The organism is Bradyrhizobium sp. PRIMUS42, from assembly GCF_023006515.1.
In the GTDB taxonomy this organism is placed as follows: Bacteria; Pseudomonadota; Alphaproteobacteria; order Rhizobiales; family Xanthobacteraceae; genus Bradyrhizobium.
Window position 1 is genome coordinate 11,852 of the sequence record NZ_JALBGZ010000002.1, and the last position, 23,460, is coordinate 35,311.

Annotated in this window: 14 protein-coding genes; 10 read left to right on the forward strand and 4 right to left on the reverse strand. The window is 59.7% G+C overall.

Features of this window, described 5'->3' with window-relative positions; genetic code table 11:
- Window positions 1-24 precede the first annotated feature (24 nt).
- Both MOV75_RS00615 and MOV75_RS00620 read left to right on the forward strand, forming a co-directional pair.
- Window positions 25-1,230: a serine/threonine protein kinase gene (locus MOV75_RS00615; protein WP_246916429.1), complete on the forward strand. Its 1,206-nt coding sequence runs from the start codon at window positions 25-27 to the stop codon at window positions 1,228-1,230.
- Window positions 1,217-2,293 carry a nucleotidyltransferase family protein gene (locus tag MOV75_RS00620; protein WP_246916427.1) on the forward strand — a complete coding sequence of 359 codons (1,077 nt, stop codon included), beginning with the start codon at window positions 1,217-1,219 and terminating at the stop codon, window positions 2,291-2,293. The genes MOV75_RS00615 and MOV75_RS00620 overlap by 14 nt, the downstream gene beginning before the upstream one ends.
- 130 nt (window positions 2,294-2,423) lie before the next feature.
- Here MOV75_RS00620 and MOV75_RS00625 read toward each other — a convergent pair whose 3' ends face one another.
- On the reverse strand, window positions 2,424-2,807 hold the full coding sequence (locus MOV75_RS00625) for an H-NS family nucleoid-associated regulatory protein (protein WP_246916425.1): 384 nt from the start codon (window positions 2,805-2,807) through the stop codon (window positions 2,424-2,426).
- Window positions 2,808-3,526: 719 nt separating this feature from the next.
- Here MOV75_RS00625 and MOV75_RS00630 point away from each other — a divergent pair.
- On the forward strand, window positions 3,527-3,895 hold the full coding sequence (locus MOV75_RS00630; RefSeq protein WP_246916422.1) for an H-NS family nucleoid-associated regulatory protein: 369 nt from the start codon (window positions 3,527-3,529) through the stop codon (window positions 3,893-3,895).
- 52 nt (window positions 3,896-3,947) lie between these two features.
- Here MOV75_RS00630 and MOV75_RS00635 read toward each other — a convergent pair whose 3' ends face one another.
- From MOV75_RS00635 to MOV75_RS00645, 3 genes are all read right to left on the reverse strand, one after another.
- Complete coding sequence (locus MOV75_RS00635) at window positions 3,948-5,417, reverse strand: exopolysaccharide biosynthesis polyprenyl glycosylphosphotransferase (RefSeq protein ID WP_246916420.1); 1,470 nt, start codon at window positions 5,415-5,417, stop codon at window positions 3,948-3,950.
- A gap of 133 nt (window positions 5,418-5,550) precedes the next feature.
- On the reverse strand, window positions 5,551-7,647 hold the full coding sequence (locus MOV75_RS00640) for a hypothetical protein (protein WP_246916418.1): 2,097 nt from the start codon (window positions 7,645-7,647) through the stop codon (window positions 5,551-5,553).
- A 93-nt stretch (window positions 7,648-7,740) separates the two neighbouring features.
- Complete coding sequence (locus MOV75_RS00645) at window positions 7,741-10,074, reverse strand: AAA family ATPase (protein ID WP_246916416.1); 2,334 nt, start codon at window positions 10,072-10,074, stop codon at window positions 7,741-7,743.
- A 299-nt stretch (window positions 10,075-10,373) separates the two neighbouring features.
- Here MOV75_RS00645 and rfbC point away from each other — a divergent pair, with 299 nt between their 5' ends.
- From rfbC to MOV75_RS00680, 7 genes are all read left to right on the forward strand, one after another.
- The gene (gene rfbC, locus MOV75_RS00650; RefSeq protein WP_246916414.1) at window positions 10,374-10,931 is read left to right on the forward strand and encodes a dTDP-4-dehydrorhamnose 3,5-epimerase; all 558 of its coding nucleotides are present in this window, start codon (window positions 10,374-10,376) and stop codon (window positions 10,929-10,931) included.
- Window positions 10,932-10,941: 10 nt separating this feature from the next.
- Entirely contained in the window at window positions 10,942-12,000 is a 1,059-nt protein-coding gene (gene rfbB, locus MOV75_RS00655; RefSeq protein ID WP_246916412.1) for a dTDP-glucose 4,6-dehydratase, read from the forward strand.
- A gap of 7 nt (window positions 12,001-12,007) precedes the next feature.
- Window positions 12,008-12,997, forward strand: a complete 990-nt coding sequence (rfbD, locus tag MOV75_RS00660; RefSeq protein ID WP_246916410.1) for a dTDP-4-dehydrorhamnose reductase — start codon at window positions 12,008-12,010, stop codon at window positions 12,995-12,997.
- Complete coding sequence (rfbA, locus tag MOV75_RS00665) at window positions 12,906-13,811, forward strand: glucose-1-phosphate thymidylyltransferase RfbA (protein ID WP_309486765.1); 906 nt, start codon at window positions 12,906-12,908, stop codon at window positions 13,809-13,811. The genes rfbD and rfbA overlap by 92 nt, the downstream gene beginning before the upstream one ends.
- A gap of 86 nt (window positions 13,812-13,897) precedes the next feature.
- Window positions 13,898-20,557, forward strand: a complete 6,660-nt coding sequence (locus tag MOV75_RS00670; RefSeq protein ID WP_246916408.1) for a DUF4082 domain-containing protein — start codon at window positions 13,898-13,900, stop codon at window positions 20,555-20,557.
- A gap of 327 nt (window positions 20,558-20,884) precedes the next feature.
- Complete coding sequence (locus tag MOV75_RS00675) at window positions 20,885-21,220, forward strand: hypothetical protein (protein ID WP_246916406.1); 336 nt, start codon at window positions 20,885-20,887, stop codon at window positions 21,218-21,220.
- Window positions 21,198-23,402, forward strand: coding sequence for a peptidase domain-containing ABC transporter (locus MOV75_RS00680; RefSeq protein WP_246916404.1), 2,205 nt, complete (start codon window positions 21,198-21,200; stop codon window positions 23,400-23,402). Before MOV75_RS00675 ends, MOV75_RS00680 begins: the two co-directional genes overlap by 23 nt.
- Window positions 23,403-23,460: the final 58 nt, after the last annotated feature.

A 23,460-nucleotide genomic window follows, 5' to 3' on the forward strand; every position in this document is an offset into this window, starting at 1 on the left:
GCGGACGGGTCAGATTGATCTTCATTGGCTGCCGAGGGCGGCGAGGGCATCCCGGACGCTGTCGTCGCCTCGTCCCTGCAAGACGAGGCAGAGTTCTTCACATTGGTTGGAGCCGTGCTGGAAAGATCGTCGGCCGAGATGGTGTTGAGACCGGCTGCGGATGCGGTGTTCGCGCTGCTGGAAGGTCGATCAATGGTCTTCAGCGAAACAGGGCAGAAGATCTTTGAGCTGGACCGAGTAGGAGCATTCATCTGGTGTAAGTTGGCGCAAGGCGCCTCTCTGGAGGACATCCATCAGGGGCTTGGGACGCTAGGCATTGACGAGCACACGGCACGCCAGTTCACGCGACAGGTCGTAGATATATGGATCGATCGAGCGTTGCTCGAGGTCGATTGGCGAATGCCGACCGATTTTGCCGTCTCGGCGGATTTAGGCCGGCACCGAATAGGGATCCGGGCCGCAAATCGGGACCTCTTGAGACGGCTGTGCTCGCTGTTTTGTGTTTCGGACCAGAGCGCCGGCGGCGACGACATTGCGATCGAGGCAATGATGCTCGACGAGCAAGTGCTCTGGCGCGGAGAGGACTCCAGCATCTCCAGGTGTCAAGTCGAAGCACTGGCCCCTACGATCAAAGCACACATCACCGAGCGACTTATTCGAAGCAATCGCTGGACCTTCTCCCTCCATGCCGCTTCCCTCGTGAAAGACGGTGCGGGCCTATTGCTATGCGGCCAACCGGGAGCCGGAAAGTCCACCCTCACACTGCAGTTGGTGGACGCCGGACTTCGGTACGCCGGCGATGACGTTGCGCTGGTTGGAACTGACGGAGCGATCTGCGGAATCCCGTTTGCTCTCACCGTCAAGGAAGGATCGTGGGACTTGCTCTCGCGACTACATGGCGACCGGTACGACGCGACGCATTGCCGCTCCGACGGCGTTCTGGTGCGATACGTACCCATTGCGGATGCGTACCACCAATGCTTTTCCGCAAGCTGGATCATCTTCTTGAACCGTGTCGCGAGCGGTCCGGCCGAACTGACCGCGATAGATCAACTGGATTCGATGAAGCGGCTCATCGAGAACGCATTTGCTGCTGACGGGCGACTTTCGCAGGCCGGCTTTTTCGCTTTGAAGCGGATCGTCGCTGGCGCGCCATCGCTTCAACTCACCTACTGCGAGGCCGTGGAGGCTCGGCGCGTGCTTATGGATCTATGCAATGGCAAGGCATAGCACGGCGCTGACGAGCCTCTGCAATTGCTTGCAAGGCATGCCACCTGTCGATGTCGATTGGACGTCCGTGATCGGGCTCGCAAATCAGACGCTGACGACGCCGGCGCTCATCGATTTTGTCGACAAATTTGCACCGATCCTGCCCGAGGACGTCTGCGGATATATTCGCCAGATCCACCGCCGAAACGTGCTGCGTAACAATCGGCTCGTCGCTCAGCTCGAAGAAGCCGTCGTTGCGATGAACGGCCTGGGAATCACGCCGATCATGCTCAAGGGAGCATCGACGCTGGCGACCGCGCCCGAGGAGCGACGAGGCGTTCGGTTAATGTCTGATCTGGATATTATGGTAATGCCGGACCAAGCCAGAACGGCAGTCTCCGCTCTATGCGCAATTGGTTACAATATCGACCATCAGGCCCCTCCTGAAAGCCCGAGATGGCACGTCGAGCTGAATCGATCGCAGGATGTCGGGACCATCGACCTGCAGCAGGCAGCTCCAGGCCCTGCGTACCTCTACCAGCGCTTCGGGCACCCGCTGAACCATTGCGTTCCCGCGCCGCTGGGACGCGGACGCGTGTATATCCCTACCCCTACTTATCGAGCGCTTATGTTGATCATCCATGATCAATTTCAAGACTATGGTTATTGGCTCGGCGATCTCGACCTGCGGCACCTTGTTGAATTGCGTGATCTAAACAATTCTGCCGAGGGCCTCGATTGGAGGGAGCTTACCTCTCTTGTCTCGGGCGAATTGATGACGAACGCGGTTGAAACCCAGCTGTTCGCTCTTGCTGAGTTGCTTGGCGTCGAGATTCCACAAGAGGCGCGCTCTCGGCTGATTCCCCGTCTGCAGTTCATGCGACAGGTGATGCAAGCACGATTTCCGGCCACACGTGTGCCCCTCCTTGCAATGATGATGCTGGATCTCGGAAACTACCGGAAGGCGGCAAATGGCGCCATCCAACCGGCCGCGCGCCGGCGTGGATTGTGGTCCCTGCCGAGGGTGGGAACCCTGCAGTTTCTGCTGAAGGCGGCCGTCGCGGTGCGCGCAGGCAAGGTCTAAACCACAAGCTCCCTCGTGAGGGCGGCAGATCCCATGCGGACGCATTCAAATTGCCGCGTCCTAAGCGAGTGCCAGCTTCCGGATCCGTGGATCTAACGATTCGCGCATGCGGGCATTTGCAGCAGGGCTATCAATGCTCCTGACCACCAGCATTCCGGTTGGAGGCTTCACCGTTCTCGTGAATCCTGAACTCCTCCAGCGTGTGGCCTGATTGTAGCGCGGCGACCAGCCAGCGCGGCTGTTTGCCACGCCCAGACCAGGTCTCCGTCGGTTTGAGGGGGTTGAAGTATTTCGGTACGACCTTTGGGTATTTACGGCGGGGAGGCTGGCCTAGGCCCATCTCTGCCGTCCCGCTTTCGGGCCCACCGACTTGTTCCGGTTGATTGAGTTGCGCCAGGCGCTTCTCCAATTCCCGCTTTTCGGCCGTGATCTTTTCAGCAAGAATCTTTGTCAGCTCCTCGTGGAGGAGCCATAGTTCTTCAAAATCCATGGCTTCGAGATCTTGCCTATGCATAGCATTCTCGTCACCGTTCGACGACGCCCTGACTACCTTGTCATCTCCACGCCCAATATCGTTTTTCGAGCGCCGAATATTCGACCGGTCCAGGGTTGGTCTTTCAAATTGACGCGACAATAAATAAATAATATATTATTTAATATTTATTGCGAGGATTATTTTCACCAATTTTAATGATGGCGAGGCAACCTTGCTGCAAGCCCGAAGAGAAACATTTGATGTTATCGATTGCCCTTTGGGGCGCCTTCAGGCGGCCATCGGCCAGTTCATCGCTCCCTCGGATGGATTGACCGACATCCAGGCTTTGAAGCTACAAATCCAGTTGCGACGGCTCGCGCTGAGGGATATCGCGGTCATAAGCTCCCGGTTACAGCGGGCTGATGGCCGTATTTCAGTAAGAACGACGCAACGCGGGCTCGCGCGACGATCATATTTGCCGAGATTGCGGCGTCGCAAATTGATCCCGCGGCCAGCTTGACTTGCCATTCCTGGCTGAAGTCGAGACGTCGGTGCACGTAAGGCGCGTGATATTACTTTGGTCGCTATTAAATTGAGCGGGATAGTTCATGTTTTTGTCTTGATTAGGACTGACGACGCAGTTATGTGGAGCACGAACGTGCCGTTCGGTTCCACATTTTTTTTGTTAACGCCGACCACTTGGTTCTTGATTACCCGGCCGGGACAATATTAAATGGGCGCAACTACAGGATGCCAACATGTCGACCAAGAAGCTCGAACTAGAAGCGATGTCCCTCGACGATCTATGGTCGCTTCATGAGGAAATTAGCGGCATTTTGTCGGAGCGGATTAAGGCGGAAAAGCAGGAGCTGGAGAAGCGCCTGGCGGTTCTCGGCGGCGGGATGGCTGTGTTAGCCGAAAGAAGCGAGTCGGGCGTCTCCCCGACCGGCAAGCAGAGGCGCAAATATCCGCGCGTGCTTCCGAAATATCGCAACCCCCAGACTTCTGAAACCTGGTCGGGACGTGGCAAGCGGCCGCGGTGGTTGGTTGCTGCGATGAAATCGGGCCGTCGGATCGAGGAGTTTCGCATAGGGGAAGCGGCTCCGAAGTTTCGGCAGAGAGCCTGAAGCGTCGCTACGCCGATAGGCTGGCGTAGCTCGGCGCTTTGAGCGGAGCAGCCTAGTAGGCGTTGCGGCCCCGCAATACTTCCATCGGAGTTCGCAACAGGATTGCGAGATCCAGCCGAAGACTCCAATTGTCGATATACCAGAGATCGTACTGTACACGTGCTTCGATCATGGAGGCTGTGGGAGTTGCGCCGCGGCAGCCGTGGATCTGGGCCCATCCGGTCAGTCCTGGCCTGACCCTGCGGCGAAACGCGTAGTTTCGAACGAGCTTGTCAAACTGTCCGTCGTGGGCCAAGGCGTGGGGACGTGGACCCACCAGCGACATGCTGCCCTCGAGCACGTTCAGCAGTTGCGGCAGTTCATCGAAACTAGTTCGACGCAGCCATTTGCCCACGCGGGTGATGCGGTGGTCGACGGGGGTCGCCTGAACGATCACGCTGCCGTCCTCGAGCACATGCATGGTCCGAAACTTGCGGATCAAGAATGTCCGACCATTAAAACCACAGCGTTGTTGTCGGAAGAACACAGGGCCGGGAGAGTCCAGCTTGATTGCGACCGCAGCAAGCGCAAGCAATGGTGCGGATATGGCCAAGGCGAGCCCCGCGCCAAGAATATCAATGATTCGCTTGCCCGCGCACTCGAACGGCGTAAGGGGACCGCGCTGCAATTCTACGCAAACGGCACTTCCCAAATTCCGCGTAGGATGCCGAAGCAATTCGGATGATGTGCCGACCGGCACGAATATGATCGGAAACGGCAATACCCGCAACTCGGCAACAAATGCCCGCAGTTCGGGCCATCGCTCCGGGCTGGCTTCGACCACCACCTGGTCGAGCCGGGCGTTGCGAATATAGTCGATTACGCGAGACGTGAGCCGCTTGCGACCGGCGGGACCGAACCCAACCGGCGGCAGGCTGAACCGTCCCTTGACGCAATAACCATGCATAGCCAGGGTTTCCGGCAGGCCGGCATTCTTCGAAAGCGGCTGGTCGGTGATTAGAATGATATTCGTGCTGGCGAATCTTCTTTCGCTCAGACCTCTTACCAACAGCGACCTGACAGCCCATCGCTCGGCTACGAGGAACCCCAGGCCCAGGATGGCGAAGAGTGGGCCAGCTTGCTGAGATGCGCCTGGATGAATTGCAAAGCCGTACGCGGCCCAGATCAAGAGCAGCAATGACGCCCACGTCACACATACGGCCCGAATCTGGTTCTTGAGGACGAGGAGCTCAATCGGGCAATAAAGGCCCTGAGCCTTCAGCACGGAAGCCACGCAAGCTGCGCTGACCAGTGCCACGCCAAATGCGTTGCCGTGGCCTCCCTCAATCTGCCCGCTTTGGAACCGGTAGAGTATTGTGGAGATCGCGCTTGCAAACAAGATCGTCGCGACATCGGCACAGAGGGCAGCATGCTCGATCCAGTCATACCGGAGGGGCCATTTATGCCTGGGGGACACCGATGGCTCGAGATTGACACGAGCCGTATCGTTTCGATCGGAGAAGTGTCGGTTCACGAAATTCATGATGGGGCACTCAATACTGATATTTAATATATTATTAATTTGTTGAATATATCAAGAAAAAACTCGTCATTTAAATGACGCCATTTGCCGCTCTTGTCCTATGCCCGACGGCCTGCGGAACAAGCTTGGGGAACTACCGCGGCCCTCGGCCGGAGACGCGGTTTGGCGGAGGCAAATCCGTTCCGGGCGAAGGAATCGGAACTTCCTTGCGCATGCTTTGAAGAGCTGTTGAATCCCATTCCGAAATTAGATTGTCCACAAGGGCCTTCCCATCAGCCGCCGCCGATTGATAGGCGGCAATGAGAGCGGGCCGGAGAGCGGGCTGCCTAGCAAAGGCCATCCTGACGTCGCGCTGCACCAGTTCACGCAATTCAGGCTCGTTGACGACAGAGGCCTCGCCGAGAGCGACATTTAGTCGTAGCGGAAGCAGGGCCAGATCGTTTGGGGCTGTGTAGTACGAGAGTTTTAGCAAGGCCGCGACGTCGTGTTCGACCGACCTTTGCTCCCTCGACAGTACCGCAAGCATGAGCCAAAGATCTCCTCGCAATGGCGAGGACCGCAGTGCCTGTGCCAGTACAGTCGGAGCGGCAGGATGGACTCCGAGCTCCGGTCTTGAGGCCGTCGCTCCATTGGCTGCGGGCTGTGGGGCAGCAGCGAGTCTCCCAGACTGCAAATCGCCATCACTGCGCAGTGAGTTGGGCGCTAGCCCCCTCAGAAGTGCTTGGCGTGACGGATGATTGGCGGCAAGCGCGTCAACCGGCAAACCACCAGGATACGACGGCTGAGCGAGCAGCCAGACCGTTTGCGCGATCAGCGCGACTGCAACGCAGCCCAATCCAATACGCATCGATGCATTGCCAATCCCATATGAGCGTATTGGCACGCCTGCCAGGCCCGGACTGTCCAGTCCGGTTACGGGCCGCGTTGAACGCGACTGCACGGTCGCAGCGCCTTTATCACGCTGGCTTTGGGCGACCGCAAGTCCGAACAGCGCTGCAGCCAACAGCGACGCGCCGAACTCGAGAATGCCGTCCTCGACCAAGGCCAGCACAACCAACGAAGCCGCAGCGCCGGCGCCAATGGCCGCGTAGACGTAGTCATGCCTTCGCCGCAAGGAGCATCTGAGCAGAGCCCCGGCGCCAAGCACCGCAACGATCAATACGCCGTACAGAAAGGGGCGGCCCATCTCGATTGCGATGGCCGCGGCAGCCGTCGAGCGCTCTTGTGACAACGGTGCGGCAATGTCGCGATGGATTGGTAGTAATGCCGCGTAGGTTCCCGCGCCGGAGCCGGCATGGCCGGAATCCTGCAACATCCGCTCAGTCGCCACCAGGGCGTGCTCGGACAGGGCGACTGTCAGATCGGCATTAGGCCTCATTGGCATGAGGGTGAAGGCCGCCAGAAACAACACTGCAGCCGTGGCCAGGACGCTCGCGATACCCCAAACCCCAGAGAACCAGTTCTGGATCGCGAACGCGGCGAGCACGATTCCCACTCCGAGCAGCGCCGCTGTGGCCGTTCCCGGCCCATCTCCGCTGGCGAGGATTGCCGACAGACAGAGAAACGTTGCGAGCAGTGCGAACGACAGGGCCGTCGCCACTCGAAAAGAGCGTTGCTTGACACGGCGGCGTTCCTCGAACGCACGGGCCATCATCGCTGCGGATAGCACGAGCCCCAGCACTGCCGGGACTGTGCCGGTCACGGCGAGGACAGGAGTATCGCCGTGCGAGAAGCCGTCAGATCCAATCGACTGCCGCAACAGCAGGTACGCACTAACGATCGTCGCGATCGAGACCAGCATGGAGAGGAGTTGCCACGCGCGCTGTCTGTCCAGCGCGACGACGGCCGTGACGAGCGCGAGCGCGACGGCCGTATTGTAGTGCAGGAATGCCTGCAGAGTTGCTCGGATGTCCACCGTCAGCCGATCGGCAAGGGGGGCATTCAATGCGGCCGACGCGGTTTCCCATATCGGATTGCCGATCCCGTGGATAGGAATTGGAGCGAGTTGGAAGGCCATGTAGATCGCCGGTACAGCGAGAATGAGGATGAGAAGGAATCCCAACCGTCGTACCAGACTCGCGATCGCGGAGGATGAGGCGAAGACCCCGGCTGCCAGCACCGCGGTCGCGAGAAGAGCAGAGCATAGAGCTCGCTTCTGCGGGATCTCGGGCATCGCAAAAGCCGCAGCGACGGACACAACGAGCGTCAGCATCATGAACCTGACGAGCATACTACGTCACCTCTCTGGCGTGGCGTTCCTCAGGATGCTCAGATCGGCAGGCCGTCCAATGCGAAATCGCGATAGCGCATTGCGCCAGGCCGCTCAGGAGCTTGAAAGGCCATAACGAACATAGTGACTGTCGTCGTAATAGTCGCTTCGCTGGGTGTCGTAGCGCGCCATCGCCTTGATGTCCGTCTTGTTCAGGACTGCGCCGATCAGCGCGTCCGAGATCGTCGGGGCGGTGTGCAGCGCATGCTGAACGACCTCGATCTTGGTGCGTCCCCACTCGACGACGAGAACGTAGCAATCGATCAGAGGCGCTGTGACCCGCACGTCGACAAGCGGACTCAGCGGCGGAAGATCTACAATGACATAGTCATAGCTTTGTCGCAGTCGATCAAAGAGCTTGCATATCGAGCCGTCGGACAGAAGTTCGCTCGAGTGAAGCACGGGCCCGCGTTGAACGGCCGGAAGAACGGCAAGATTTGTCCTCGGATCCCGCCATATCACCTCCTCGAGCGGGCGATCACCGCTCATGACCTCAATAATGCCATCCACTGCCTTCGGAACGAGACGGGCCGAGAGCGATGGATTCCGGAGATCGCAGTCCACTATGATCACCTTCTTCCCGCTGTGTCCGATGAGCTGCGCCACGGAGGCAGCAATCGTGGTCTTGCCCTCATTTGGGAGAGCTGACGTCAGGCCAATCACCTGGTTGGGGGTCTTCGCCGGGCTATGATCGATCGCAATCTTGATCGCACGGATGGCCTCCGTGTACCGAGAAAGAGGCATGCCTACGACGGCGCGATGAATGTCCGGAGCGGTCGAAAGTACTCGCTGGCTCGAGTCTTCCTGCGTCTGTTGAAGCCGGGCCGACGGCCTCAGCTGCTTGGGCAAGTTCAGGATTGGCACGAGAGACAGGCACGGAAGTTCGAGCGCGGCCTCGAGTTGGGAAGACGTACGGAAAACGCGGTCCATTACGTCTCTCACGAAACCGAGGAGTAGTCCCAGCGCGAGGCCACCCAGAAGACCGAAACTCAGCACGACCTTCGTCTTCGGTTTGCTCTTGGTCTGAGCGGCGGAGGCGGGGAAGATGACCCGGGTTTCCGAGATAGGGAAGGTCTCCTGCTGCGTCGAGCCCATGTACTGCTGAAGAAAGGTGTCGTAGAGGGCCCGCAGGCTTTTCGCCCGACTTTCCAAATCTCTTATCGTCAGCTCCGCCGAGTTCGTGAGGCGCGACTGCGCAATGGCCACGGTCAGGCGCTTTTCGATCTCTTGCTGCCGCTGCTTTGCGAGCTCGGCTTCGCTGCGACTGATCTCAGAAAGTCTCTTGACCTCGTCCATAATGGAGACGCGAAACTCACGCAGCCTGTTTCGGACGTTGACGACCGCCAGATGATCGCGCCCGACGCGGGCCGACAACTCGGCCTCACGCCTGGCGAGTTCGAGATATTGCTGGCGTAGCGACGTAATGATCGGACTGTTCATCGCGTCGGAGCCGATAGCATCCAGATTGCCGATCGAGGATGGTTTTGCCGGGTCGGCGCCAAGCAGAGTTTCGTAGCGCGACAGCTTGGCCGCAGCCTCGGAGCTCTGCGCGCGGGCGGTAGCCAGCCGAGTGTTGAGTTCCGTGATCTGCTGCTCGTCGATCGGCTTTCCACCAGGCGAAACGATGTTGTTCTGAGATTTGTAAGCCTCGACGGCACGTTCGGCGGTCAGCGCCTCCTCACCGAGGTTTCGTAAGCGTTCCCGCAGCCAGCTTGTGGCAGTTCGACTGGCTTCGAATTTCGCCTCGAGCTGATCGTTGATGTAGGCTTTGGCAATTGCGTTCGCGATTTCCGCTGCTAGCGCTGGATCGCTCGAGGTGAAGGCGACTTCGATAACGTGACTATAGCCGACCCGACCTGCAGATAGGCGATCCAGAAAGCTCGCAGTGGCGGCTTCTGAGGGCTGGTCTGGCGTGGCAGATCGCGCAGCTTCCGACGGATTCGATCGCCATCGTCGGAGCCAGCCCACTAGCCAGGACTGCAGCGGCTGGGGCTCTCTGAGATCCGGATGATCGCCCAATTTCAACTGCTTGATCACGGCCGCAGCGGTTGCCTGAGACTTGATGATCTGCAACTGCGTTTCGATCTGAGTGACGTCGACGAGTGGTTCGGAGAGTAGCGATTGCTTCTGGAGGAATTGCGCCCTTGGGTTTTCAAACAGGACCTGAACCTGCGCCGTATAGGCCGGCGAGACCAACCGGAGGTATACCAGGCTGGCGGCACCTGCCAGGACGGTGGTGAAAATGATGACGAGGTATTGCCGCCTTATAAAGACGAGCGCCAATTTAATGAGCTCGCCGATGCCCGCAGCGTCCTGGCGATCCGATTGCATTGGCATGGCGGAGGGTAGGCGTGCCCCATCGGTCTGGAGCGTATTGGTCTGAAGCATCGGACAATTCTCTCGGCTGGTGACAATCGCGCGGGAGCACAAGGCCGCAGGCGCCATTAGAACCTGCGGCCGCATTTAAAATAATATATATGATAAAATTTGTATTGCCAATTAAATATGGCTCGGGCATTAATTGTCTGGAAAATTAATTACGTGAAGGGTCGCCGCCGGATTTAACCCGATACTTGTTGCGAACAGAGCGAGGCGGACCCGGTCCGGTGCGCTACTCCGTTGGGCAGACAAGGGGTAGATCAGGCCGACCGTCCGGGCGATAGCGCCGCGTATCGGAGCTTGCGGTCATGCTGGAAGTGCGAAGTTTGGCGATTCCGGATGTCAAGCTGGTCCGATCGAAGCGCTTTTCTGATGCGCGGGGCTACTTTTGCGAGACATTTCGCCGCTCTGATTTTGCCGAAAGGGGAATTTCTCACGATTTCATCCAGGACAATCAGTCCTGCTCGGAACGGGTCGGGACAGTTCGTGGATTGCACTTCCAGCGGCCTCCCTTCGCGCAGGCCAAGCTGGTCCGCGTGCTGAGGGGAGCGATCCTCGATGTGGTGGTCGATCTGCGGCGGCGATCGCCGACGTTCGGCAAGCACGTCTCGATCAAACTGGATAGCGGGAGTGACGAGCAGTTGCTCGTTCCAAAAGGGTTCGCTCACGGCTTCTGTACGCTCGAGCCTCAAACGACAGTCTTTTATAAGGTCGACGAGGTCTACTCCCCGGACCACGACGGCGGTGTCTATTGGGCAGATCCCGAATTGGCGATCGAATGGCCGGTGAGGGCCTCGGCGGCCCAGCTCTCACCGAAGGATCGAGCGCTGCCGACCTTTGAGCAGCTTGCATCAGTGTTTGAATAGAGGGCGTGGCATGCGTGTCCTGGTGACCGGTGGAGCGGGATTTATCGGGTCTGCGGTCTGTCGACAGTTGGTGTCGGAGGTCGGGGCCTCTGTCGTCAATGTCGACAAATTGACCTATGCAGCCAATTTGGCCTCGCTGGCATCCATCGACGGTACAAGCCGCTATGGATTCGAGCAGCACGACATTTGCGATGAGGAAGCGATCACTCGTTTGTTTTACAAGTGGGAGCCAAGTGCAGTCATCCACTTGGCAGCGGAGAGCCATGTCGATCGGTCGATTACCGGATCGGCAACATTCGTCAATACCAACATCGTCGGCACCTATACTCTGCTGGAAGCAGCTAGACGATATTACGACGGGCTTCCAAGCCAGAGGCAGAGACAGTTCAGGTTCATTCACGTGTCGACTGACGAGGTCTACGGTTCATTGGGGCCGGTGGACTGCTTCCGGGAAGATACCCCTTATCGGCCGAGCTCGCCCTATTCGGCGAGCAAGGCTGCCTCGGACCACCTCGCGCTCGCCTGGTATAAGACCTATGGCCTGCCAGTGATCGTATCGAACTGTTCGAACAATTACGGACCATTCCAATTCCCTGAAAAGCTCATTCCGCTGACGATTCTCAACGCGATGGAGTACAAGTCATTGCCCGTCTATGGCGACGGCAGCAATGTGCGCGATTGGCTTCATGTCGACGATCACGCAGCCGGCCTGATCAGGCTGCTATTCGAGGGCAGAGCTGGAGAGAAGTACAATTTCGGCGGCGACAGCGAACGCTCGAACCTGGAGGTCGTCACCCAGATTTGTGACGTGGTTGATCGATTACGTCCAGGGCCGGCAGCACGGCGATCATTGATCTCGTTTGTGCCGGACCGTCCGGGACACGACGCGCGTTACGCAATCGATGCGTCCAAAGCTCGCAGCGAGCTGGGATGGCAGCCGAGCCGAGGCTTCGAACAAGGTCTCGCCGACACGGTGGAATGGTATCTGGCCAGCGGCACCTGGTGGGCGCGGGCTCGCAATATGGTCTACGACGGCGCGCGCCTCGGCCTCCCAGCCACTCGACACTGAGGTTGCCATGATCGAACGACCGATTCTGATTGCTGGTCGAAATGGCCAATTGGGCAGTTGCCTTCGTGATCTCGCTGCTCTTCGCGGCCTGTCTGCGATCGCCCTCGGACGTGAGGAGCTCGACCTAGAAGTCCGGGACGGGATCGACAGGACGGTCGCCTCCATCGCCCCTAGCATGATCATCAATGCCGCTGCTTATACGGCTGTGGATGGGGCAGAGGCTGAAGTCGGAAAAGCCTTCAGTATCAACCGCGATGGTGCGGCTGCGTTAGCGGATGTCGCATGGCAGAGAAACATTCCATTTGTGCATTTGTCGACGGATTATGTCTTTGATGGTGCCAAGCGCGAGGCTTACGACGAAGCCGACGTGCCGGCGCCGTTGAACACATATGGTGCATCAAAGTTGGCCGGCGAGGCGGCCGTTTTCGCGGCACATCCGCTCGCGACCGTCGTCAGGTCGTCTTGGATCTACAGCGCAACAGGCAGCAACTTCGTTCGGACGATGTTGCGGCTGGCCGAAACGCGTCCAATCGTAAGGGTCGTCGGCGACCAACACGGAAGCCCGACATCAGCGGCGGAGCTGGCCGCAGCGCTCCTGAAGATTGCAGAGCGGTCGGTCACCGATGATCGCCGCACCGCGGCAGGCATCTTTCATGTGTCCGGCCAGGGAACAACGAGCTGGCACGGCTTTGCCGAGGCAATCTTCGATGGTTTATCCCGTCGTGGAGTGCGGCCGCCGGCGCTGGAAGCTATCACGACCGAGCAGTATCCCTGCGCTGCGCGCAGGCCCCTAAACTCCCGCCTGGATTCATCCAAGGCGGAGCGCGTGTTTGGGATTCGACTGCCGGCTTGGCGCCACTCTCTCGAAACCTGTCTCGACCAACTTGTCGGAAAAGGAGACACCGATGCTGAAGGGAATTGTCCTGGCTGGCGGCAGCGGAACGCGGCTCTACCCGATCACACGTGTGGTGAGCAAGCAATTGTTGCCCGTCTATGACAAGCCGATGATCTACTACCCGCTGTCGACGCTGATGCTGGCAGGAATCCGCGAGATCCTGGTGATCACGACCCCGGCAGATCGGGCCCAGTTTGAACGATTGCTCGGGAATGGAAGTCAGTGGGGAATTCGGCTCAGTTATGCGGAACAATCTCGCCCCGGTGGGCTTGCGGAAGCGTTCATCGTGGGTGCCGATTTCATCGGAACCGATCGGGTCGCAATGGTGCTCGGAGACAATATCTTTTTTGGCGGCGGCTTGAGCGAGCTGCTCGCCAAGGCCGCAGCCCGCGAGGAAGGCGCAACCGTGTTCGCGTATCACGTGCGTGATCCCGAACGATACGGCGTCGTTACATTCGACGAGGCGGGCCGTCCGCAGCGAATCGAGGAGAAGCCGAGAGAGCCGACATCGAACTGGGCCATTACCGGTCTCTATTTTTTCGACAACCGGGTCGTGCGATATGCCCGCCGTGTCAAGCCCTCGCAGCGGGGAGAGCTCGAGATAACTGATCTGCAAATGCGCTATCTCGCGGCCGGCGCTCTCCACGTCGAGCGCATGGGACGGGGCTTTGCATGGTTGGATACGGGCACGGTCGAGTCGCTTATCGATGCAGGGACCTTCGTGCAGACGCTCGAAAAGCGACAGGGCATGAAGGTGGCTTGTCTCGAGGAGGTCGCCTTTCGGCAGGGATACATCGATGAAGATCAGCTTCTCGAGCTGATTCAGCCGTTGGAGAAGAGCGGATACGGCAGGTATCTCACCGACATCCTGCGGTTCCCTGGGGCGCGGTCCGGGGTCGCAGTCGACGACGGCTAGTTTAAATGTCGTATTTTTTATTTTAATTAATTGACCGGCGTTGTCATTTTAAATTAAATGCTCTTTGCGAATTTCGAGGGCTGGCCATGTTAAATCAAAAGGCGAGCGTCTTTTATCGAGCAGCAAAGCCTCTCCTCTCGGAGGAGGGTGATTTCGGCCAGATCGATGCGGTCTTGCTGGGGGGGCCCCTCTGGACGACCTTGAGCAGAGACGCTGCTTGGCTGTGGAGTACAACCAGCACCCTGACGCGCCCGAACGGCCTCGGCCCGCGGCCCGTTTCCGGCTCCGATCTGCGAGCGGTGGTCGCGCCTTCACGTTCGCATGCCGGTACGACACATTGGATAAGTTCGAGCGGCGGCTATTGGAATGTCGCCGCGAACTGGAGTACGGGCATTCCGAATGCCGCGTCCGGCGCCTTCATCGACGCGCCTGGATCCTATGTTGTCACAACGAAAGCCAATGTCGATGTGGGCAGTTTGATCGTTGATGCAGGTGTGACGATCGCGCTCGGGGGAAAAACGTCGTTCGTCGTGGAAGGTGACGCCATAAACAACGGGAGCATCAAGCTCGGTTCTGGCGGCGATGAGGCTGCCGCAGCGGACTTTAAAGGTGATGTCCGCGGGTCGGGCGCCTTCGCGATTTCCGACAAATCGGCGCTCGAGATCGGAGGCTCGGTCTCCGGGCAGCTCGTGAAAGGTTCGTTTTACGGAATAACCGTCTCGTTCGAGACGGAAGTCGGCACCCTGATTCTCGATCACTCCGCCCAATTCCACGGCCTGATCGGAAGTTCGTCGCCGGATCGACCGCTTTCGGCTGGCAACCTGATTGACCTCAGGGATTTCCCCTTCACGGCGACGATGTCAGCGTCGGTTCAATACGACCCTAGCTCAAACATCAGCACGGTCGATTTCAGCAACGGGGCCGGCAATGTCACCCTGCTGTTCTCCGGGAACGACCCAAATTGGACCTTTGCAAGCGATGGGCTGGGCGGCACCATCATTGCGGATCCGGTGACGAACCCGATCGTGCTGGAGAATCAGAAGCAAGGCACATCGAGTAGCATTTGGCAGATTAGCCCCGGTGAAGACTCGACGAAAATCCAGGGGTTCACCACGGCGATAAGCACCAATGTCGGCGGGGCCGTTCAATTCAAGATCAACAACCAGACCGGCGCTCCCAACTATCGCATCGATATCTATCGGCTTGGATACTATGGCGGCAACGGTGCGAGGCTGGTTACGAGCCTGCAGCATCAGGCTGCGACCTCAGTGGTGCAGCCGAATCCCTTGAAAGACGCGTCGACCGGCCTCGTCGACGCCGGCAATTGGAGCGTGACCGACTCGTGGAGCGTACCGACGGACGCGGTTTCTGGCGTGTACATCGCCAACGTCATCGACGGAACGCAGGTGTTTCAAATTCCGTTTGTGGTCCGAAATGATGCGTCACAAAGCGCAATCGTATTTCAGACGGCCGATCAGACCTGGCAAGCCTATAACCCTTGGGGTGGCGCCAATCTCTACGCGGGCAGCGGACCTGGCGTCAACGGCTCCGCTTATGCCGTAAGCTACAATCGTCCAATCACCACGCGTGACGGCGGGCTCGGGAGCTCGTCTAATGACATGGTCTTCTCGGCGGAATATCCGGCAATTTACTGGCTCGAGCAGAACGGATACGACGTCTCCTACATTTCTGGCATCGATGCGGCCACCAACGGATCGCTGCTGCTCAATCATCAGATCTACATGGACGTGGGGCACGACGAATACTGGACCGACAGCCAGTTCGCCAACGTCCAGGCCGCCGGCCATGCCGGTGTCGATCTGACGTTTTTGAGCGGCAACGAGGTGTATTGGCAGACGAGGCTGGCAGCCAGCATCGATCCCAGCCATACGGCTAACCGGACCTTGATCTCGTACAAGGATACCCATGCCAACCAATTGATCGACCCGACAGGCACGGCGACCGGAACATTCATGGACGCACGCTTTGCGTCGACCGGAGGCATGTCGGGCATTCCATCCAATGCGCTGACCGGAACGGTCTTCCAGGTGGACGGGGATTCCTACGGCACGATCAAGATCCCATACGGAATGACGCAGTTGAGGCTTTGGCGCAATGCGCCGATCGCGGGAACGGCTCAAGGCCAGACTGCGTCCCTGACGCCGAACCTGCTCGGCTATGAATGGGATTCGTCACCGGATAACGGCTTCCGCCCCGCCGGTCTGGTAGATGTTTCCTCAACCACTCTGCAAACCACAAAATACTTGCTCGATTACGGCAACACGACCGGCAATGGGACAGCTACTCACAATCTGGTGGAGTTTCGAGATCCCGTGAGTGGCGCGCTTGTTTTTAGCGCTGGCACCGTGTTCTGGTCCTGGGGTCTTGCATCGGATCATGACCAGTACAACATCGCCCCGGATACGCCGATCGATCGGAACGTCCAGCAGGCCATGGTCAATCTGTTCGCTGACATGGGCGTCCAGCCCGCGACGCTGCAGGCCAGTCTGGTGATTGCGAGCCAATCGACCGATCACACGACCCCGACCTCCACGATCACCAATCTCTCCGCGACGAGCATCGTGGAGGGCCAGCGCATCACTGTAACCGGAACAGCAAGTGACGCTGGCGGCGTCATCGGTGGTGTCGAAGTGTCATCGGACGGTGGCACCACTTGGCATCCGGCCAGCAGCACCGTCGGAGCACCGAACGTCACTTGGACCTATACATTCGCTGCGGGCGCGCCGGGGCAGTTGAAGGTCCGGAGCAGGGCCGTCGACGATAGCTTAAACCTCGAAGTCCCGGGCGCGGGCGTTGCCTACACGGTGACGCCCTCTTCGAACCTGACGATCTTCAGTCCCACGGACACGCCGGCAGTCGTCAATACGCCGGACAATGCTGCCGTGGAGCTGGGAGTCAAGTTCGTTGCCGCCACGGCCGGTGATATCACAGGCATCCGGTTCTATAAGAGCACCCAGAACACGGGAACGCATCTCGGCGATCTCTGGACGGCGAACGGGACGCTACTCGCAAGCGCGACATTCACCAACGAAACAGGAAGCGGCTGGCAACAGGTCAATTTCACCACGCCCGTTCACATACAAGCGGGGGTGACCTACGTCGCCTCGTATCACACCAACACCGGTCACTATTCCACGACCGATTTCTATTTCGACAACCCAGGTCACACCAACGGCTCATTGACAGCAACGGGGAGCGGCCTGAACGGCGTCTATGCGTACGGCACCGGACCGCTTTTCCCGTCCAATATTTCGATGGCAGATGGTGACAATTACTGGGTCGATGTCGTCTTCAGGGATACGAGCCAGCTGCCGCAGGCCAACAATGACAGCGGGTTCACGGTCACGCAGAACGGTGTGCTGAACATCCCGGCATCCGCGCTGCTCGCCAATGATACGGATCCGGCCGGTCTGTCCTTTTCGATCAGTGGCGTGAGTAATCCGGCTAACGGCGCCGTAAGTTACAATGTCCAGACCCAGACGGTGACATTTAATCCGGCCGCAAACTACGCGGGAGCGGCACAGTTCGCTTACACGATCACGGACTCCGCGGGCGCCAGCGGAACGGGCCAGGTCTTCCTCAATGTCGGCTATCCGTTATCCGCCCAGAGCCTGTTCGGCACCAACGACACGCCGAGCGTCGCCAACTCGGGCGACCCAAGCTCGGTCGAGGTGGGCCTCAAGTTCAGCGCGTCGGTCAACGGGACCATAACGGGCCTGCGCTTCTACAAGGGCTCGCTGAACACAGGTACCCACGTCGCGCATCTCTGGAGTTCGACGGGAACGCTGCTCGGCACGGCGACCTTCGCGAGTGAGACCGCCAGCGGTTGGCAGCAGGTCAGTTTCTCGAGCCCGATAGCCATTACCGCGGGCACGACCTATGTCGCTTCCTACCACACCAACGGCAATTATTCGGACACTCAGAACTATTTCACCACATCGATCTCGAATGGCCAGCTGAGCGCCCCCGCCACGGGAAATGGCGTGTATGGCTACGGAACCGGAGCCATATTCCCGACCAACGTCTTCAAGGCAACGAACTACTTTGTCGACGTCGTTTTCAACGGATCCGCGAGCACCAACACACCGCCGACGGCGGTCGCCGACACGGGCGACGCCACCGAGAAGGGCGGTGTCAACAACGGCACCGGCGGTTCGTCTGCCGCGGGAAACGTGCTGACCAACGATACCGATTCCAACGCCGGCGACACCAAGACCGTGACTGCGGTCAGCTTCGGCTCGACCTCGGGCACGCTCGGATCGGCGCTGAACGGCGCGCACGGAAGCCTCGTGCTCAACGCTTCAGGCGCCTTCACCTATACGGTCAATGAGACGGATCCTGCCGTCCAGGCCCTGCGGCTTGTGAGCAACACGCTGACGGACGTCTTCAATTACACGATGCGTGATGCCGCCGGTGCGACATCCTCGACCACGATCACAATCACCATTCATGGTGCCAACGATGCGCCAGTCCTAGCGATCCAAACCGGCAACCAGACCGCAACGGTTGGGTCGGCCTTCTCGCTGACGCTACCTGGCGGCACCTTCAACGACGTCGATTCCGGCGATTCGCTCACTTACGCCGCGACAGCGGCCAACGGCTCGGCGCTTCCCGCCTGGCTGACCTTCAACGCATCAACCCGAACCTTCAGCGGTACGCCATCGTCGGCCGATGTCGGCACGCTCGGCGTGAAGGCAACCGCGACCGATCTCGGCAGCCTTGCTGCAAGCGAAATGTTCAATATCACCGTGACGACGACTCCGAACACGCCGCCGACGGCGGTCGCCGACACGGGCGATGCCACCGAGAAGGGCGGTGTCAACAACGGCACCGGCGGTTCCTCTGCCGCGGGAAACGTGCTGACCAACGACACCGATCCTGACGCCGGCGATACCGAGACCGTGACTGCGGTCAGCTTCGGTTCGACCTCCGGCGCGCTCGGCTCGGCGCTGAACGGCGCGCACGGAAGCCTCGTGCTCAACGCGTCAGGCGCCTTCACCTATACGGTCAATGAGACTGATGCTGCGGTGCAGGCCCTGCGGCTTGCGTCCAACGTGCTGACAGACGCCTTCAATTACACGATGCGTGATGCCGCCGGGGCGACATCCTCGACAACGCTCACAATTACCATTCATGGCGCCAATGATGCGCCGGTCCTGGCGGCCCAAACCAGCAACCAGACTGCCACGGTTGGTTCGGCCTTCTCGCTGACGCTGCCAGCCGGCACCTTCACCGACGTCGATTCCGGGGATTCGCTCGCCTATACGGCAAGTGCGGCCGACGGCTCGGCACTTCCCGCCTGGCTGGCCTTCAACGCTTCGACCCGGACCTTCAGTGGCACGCCGACGTCGGCTGATGTCGGCACGCTCGGCGTGAAGGCCATCGGGACCGATCTCGGCGGCCTCACGGCCAGCGAGACGTTCAATATCGCGGTGGGCACGGCCTCCTCGACGGTCAGCTTGTTCTCCGCTTCCGATACGCCCTCGGTGCTGTCGGCGTCCGACACATCTCAGGTCAATCTTGGCGTGCGGTTTACGTCCTCGGCGGCCGGCACGATTAGCGGGATCAAGTACTACAAGAGTGCGAACGACACCGGCACTCATACCGGCTCACTGTGGAGTAGCACGGGAACGCTCCTCGCGAGCGCGACCTTCTCCAACGAGAGCAGCAGCGGTTGGCAAACCCTCACATTCAATAGCCCGGTAGCGATCGCCGCCGGAACCACCTACGTCGCGAGCTTCCACAGCAACGGCCACTACGCCGATACGCCTAACTACTTCACCACGGCGCGCACGAACGGCCCACTCACGGCCTCCGCAAGCAACAATGGTGTCTACACCTACGGAACGGGCAATTTGTTTCCGACCAGCACATTCAGCGCGACCAATTATTGGGTCGACGTCTTGTTCAGCAATTCGAGTGGTGGCACGAACCAGCCGCCGATCGCCAGCAACGACAGCGGCTTCGATGCCACCCAAAACGTACCGCTCAGCATTTCCGGGGCGGCGCTCCTCGCAAACGATACTGATCCGAACGGGGATGCCCTGTCGATCACGGGCGTCAGCGGGGCCGTCAACGGCACCGTCAATTTCAGTGCCCAGAACAATACGGTGACGTTCACTCCCGCCAACGGATATACCGGGCCGGCATCGTTCAACTACGCCATTTCCGACGGTCGGGGCGGTTCAGCAACCGCCGGTGTGAGCGTAACTGTTCATGCGCCTTCAGCAACCACCGTAAGCCTTTTCAGCTCCAATCCTACACCCAGCGTGGTGACGGTGAATGATCCGAATCCGGTGGAGCTTGGCATGAAGTTCCAGGCGTCAACTTCGGGCGACATTGTCGGCCTGCGCTTCTACAAGGGGCCGTCCAACACGGGCCAGCACGTGGCCGATCTCTGGAGCAGCTCAGGGACCCTGCTGGCCACCGCCACCTTCACCAACGAGACGACGAGCGGCTGGCAACAGGTCAACTTCGCGACGCCCGTCACGATCACGGCAGGGACGACTTACATCGCCTCCTACCACACTGCGGGCAACTATTCGGACGATCCAAACCTGTTTGCCAATGCGGTGACGAACGGACCGCTGACGGCTCCGTCATCCTCATCGAGCGGGGGCAACGGCGTCTACGCGTACGGCTCCGGCAGCCTATTTCCGACCAACACCTTCGGGGCGACCAGCTATGCGGTCGACGTTCTCTTCAGGCCGCAGCTCGCTGCATAGACAAGAAAGGAGGAGGTCATGTCGAGCCTATCACGAATGATCGCGTCGCCGGTCGCGCTCACGAGACGTGTGCCACCCGAACCCGTGCGGAGTGCGCCCGGCGCCACATATGAACGGCTCTCATATGGCGTGGCCGGACTGCCGCCGCGGCGTCTGCGGGGCTGGCGCCAAGGTCGCAACGCGGTGGAGCCCGAACGAACAGGTATCGGTGGACCGATATCGTTTTCAGGTATCCATCTGCATCATTGCCTTCGCGTCATAGCAAAACGCCCGAATGACACGAGCAGACTAGGCCATCCATCTCAACCGAAATAGGGAAGCAGGCTGATGCATACAGAGCTCTATACAGACGGGATTGACGAGGTCACAATTGGCGGGTCGATCGTGCGGGTGGACCTGGTCAGCCTCTCGCCCACGGAACGTGACGCCAACAACGCGCCCAAGAAGGTCTTTCGGCAAAGGCTGATCTTTTCTGCGGAGTCGTTCGCGAACTCTGTGGAGGTGATGCAGAACGCGCTTCAGGGTCTGGTCGATGCGGGCGTCGTCCAGCGCTCTCGGCCCAAGGCGCCGATGGTCGCGCCACAGACGAGCGCGCGAGTCGAACCTGCCTCGTCAGTTTCTGACAATCCACGATCTCCCAATGTCTCAACCAACTTCCGTTGAAATCGAGAGGTTCGAACCGGGACCGCCTTCGTCGGAGGACGAGCCGCGTCGGGCTGCTCAAACCGCCCTCGAATGCCTGTCAAGGATCGCAGCACATCACGGCATCGATCTGCCTTCCGATCGGCTTCGGCACGCCTATGCCGTCGACGAGACCGGCATCTCGACCGATCTCCTGCTGCGCATGGCTCATGATGCGGGCCTTCGCGCCCGCACGGCGCAGCTTGATTGGAAGGCGATATGCCAGCTCGGCGAAGCCTATCCGGCTCTTGTCCAGCTCTCGAACCTGAACTGGGTCCTCGTGGTCGGCGTCGGGCCGGAGTGCGATGCTGTAACGGTCTTCGATCCTCTGGCGGAGCGGAGGGGAGAGCACCTGCTGGTCGATGCGGACCGCTTTTGCGCCATGTGGTCGGGAAAGGTCGTTCTGTTCAAGCGCGAGAGCTCTCCATCGCAGGGCCAGAGGCCCTTTGGGCTGCGCTGGTTCGTACCCGAAATGCTGCGGGAGTGGCGGCTGTTTTCCGACGTCGCAATTGCTGCGGTGTTCCTCTATGCGCTGGGGCTGGCGCTTCCGATCTTCTTTCAGCTCGTCATCGACAAAGTTCTTGTCCACGAGAGCCTCACGACACTCTACGTGCTCTCGGCCGGCGCGATCCTAGCGCTCTGCTTCGACGCGGTCTTCAGCTTCTTGCGGCGCTATCTGCTGCTCTATGCCACGAACAAGATCGACATCCGGGTCGCGACCAGGACGTTTCGGCATCTTTTGGGACTTCCGGTAACTTTCTTCGAGCGCATCTCGGCCGGCGTGTTGGTGAAGCACATGCAGCAAGCCGGCCGGATCCGTGAATTCCTGACCGGCCGACTGTTCCTGACCGCCTTGGACGCGCTTTCGTTGCTCGTCTTCCTGCCGGTTCTGGCGCTCTACAGCGTCAAGCTGACATGCGTCGTGCTGGCCTTCACCGTGATCAGCGCGAGCGTGATTGCCATTTTGATAGGACCGTTTCGACGACGACTCTACCAGCTGTATCAGGCCGAGGCCAGCCGCCAGGCCTTCCTGGTCGAGACTGTGCACGGAATGCGCACCGTGAAATCATTGGCCATGGAGCCCGGCCAGAACAGGACATGGGACGATCGCTGCGCGCAGTCGGTATCGATGCGGTTTGGCGTTGAAAAAATCTCGGCGGGCGCTCAGGCCTTGACCGGTTTCCTCGAGAAGATGATGACGCTCGGCATCGTCGCACTTGGCGCGCTCGACGTCTTCGGCGGCGAGATGACGATCGGCGCTCTTGTCGCCTTCAACATGCTGGCGGGGCGCGTTTCGGGGCCGCTGGTGCAGATGGTGACCATGGTGCACGAATACCAAGAGGTTGCGCTGGCCGTTAACATGCTCGGCGAGGTCATGAACAGGGAGCTGGAACGCGACGGTCGGCGTGAGGGCCTGCGGCCCGACTTCGCCGGGCAGATCGAGTTTGAAAACGTCACCTTTGGCTATGGCGAGGGAACGCCGGCGTTGGACGACGTGTCGTTCTCGATCGCTCCCGGCTCGATCTTCGGAATTGTCGGCCGGAGCGGTTCGGGCAAGACGACGCTGACACGCCTAGTCGCGGGAATGTATCCGGTGCAGCAGGGATTGGTGCGCATCGACGGTCACGATTCGCGCGAGATCGATCTCGCCCATCTGCGGCGGAATCTCGGGATCGTGCTCCAGGACAATTTCTTGTTCCGAGGCACAGTGCGCGAAAATATCGCCTGCATGAGGCGCGACGCCACATTCGAGGAGGTCGTCCGGGCGGCTCAGCTCGCCGGCGCCGACGAGTTCATTGAGCGGCTGCCGAGGGGGTTCGATACCATGCTCGAGGAGCAGGCATCGAACCTGTCAGGCGGACAAAAGCAGCGGCTCGCCATCGCGCGGGCCTTGATCGTCAACCCGCGCATTCTGATCCTCGATGAGGCCACCAGCGCGCTGGATTCCGAGAGCGAGGCGATCATTCGGCGCAATCTGCGACGTATCGCCGAGGGACGGACCGTCATCATCGTATCGCACCGGCTTTCGATGCTGTCGGACGCAAGCCAGATTTTGGTGATCGACCGTGGACGGATCGTCGATGTGGATCGTCACGATGCACTGCTGTCGAAGTGCACCTTCTACAGGCATCTCTGGAATCAGCAGACGAGGCAGATCGCATGAGTGCGGCTGAAAAGACCAGAGCTGAGGCGGCCTCGGGTAGATCCGGGCTTCCGTCCCG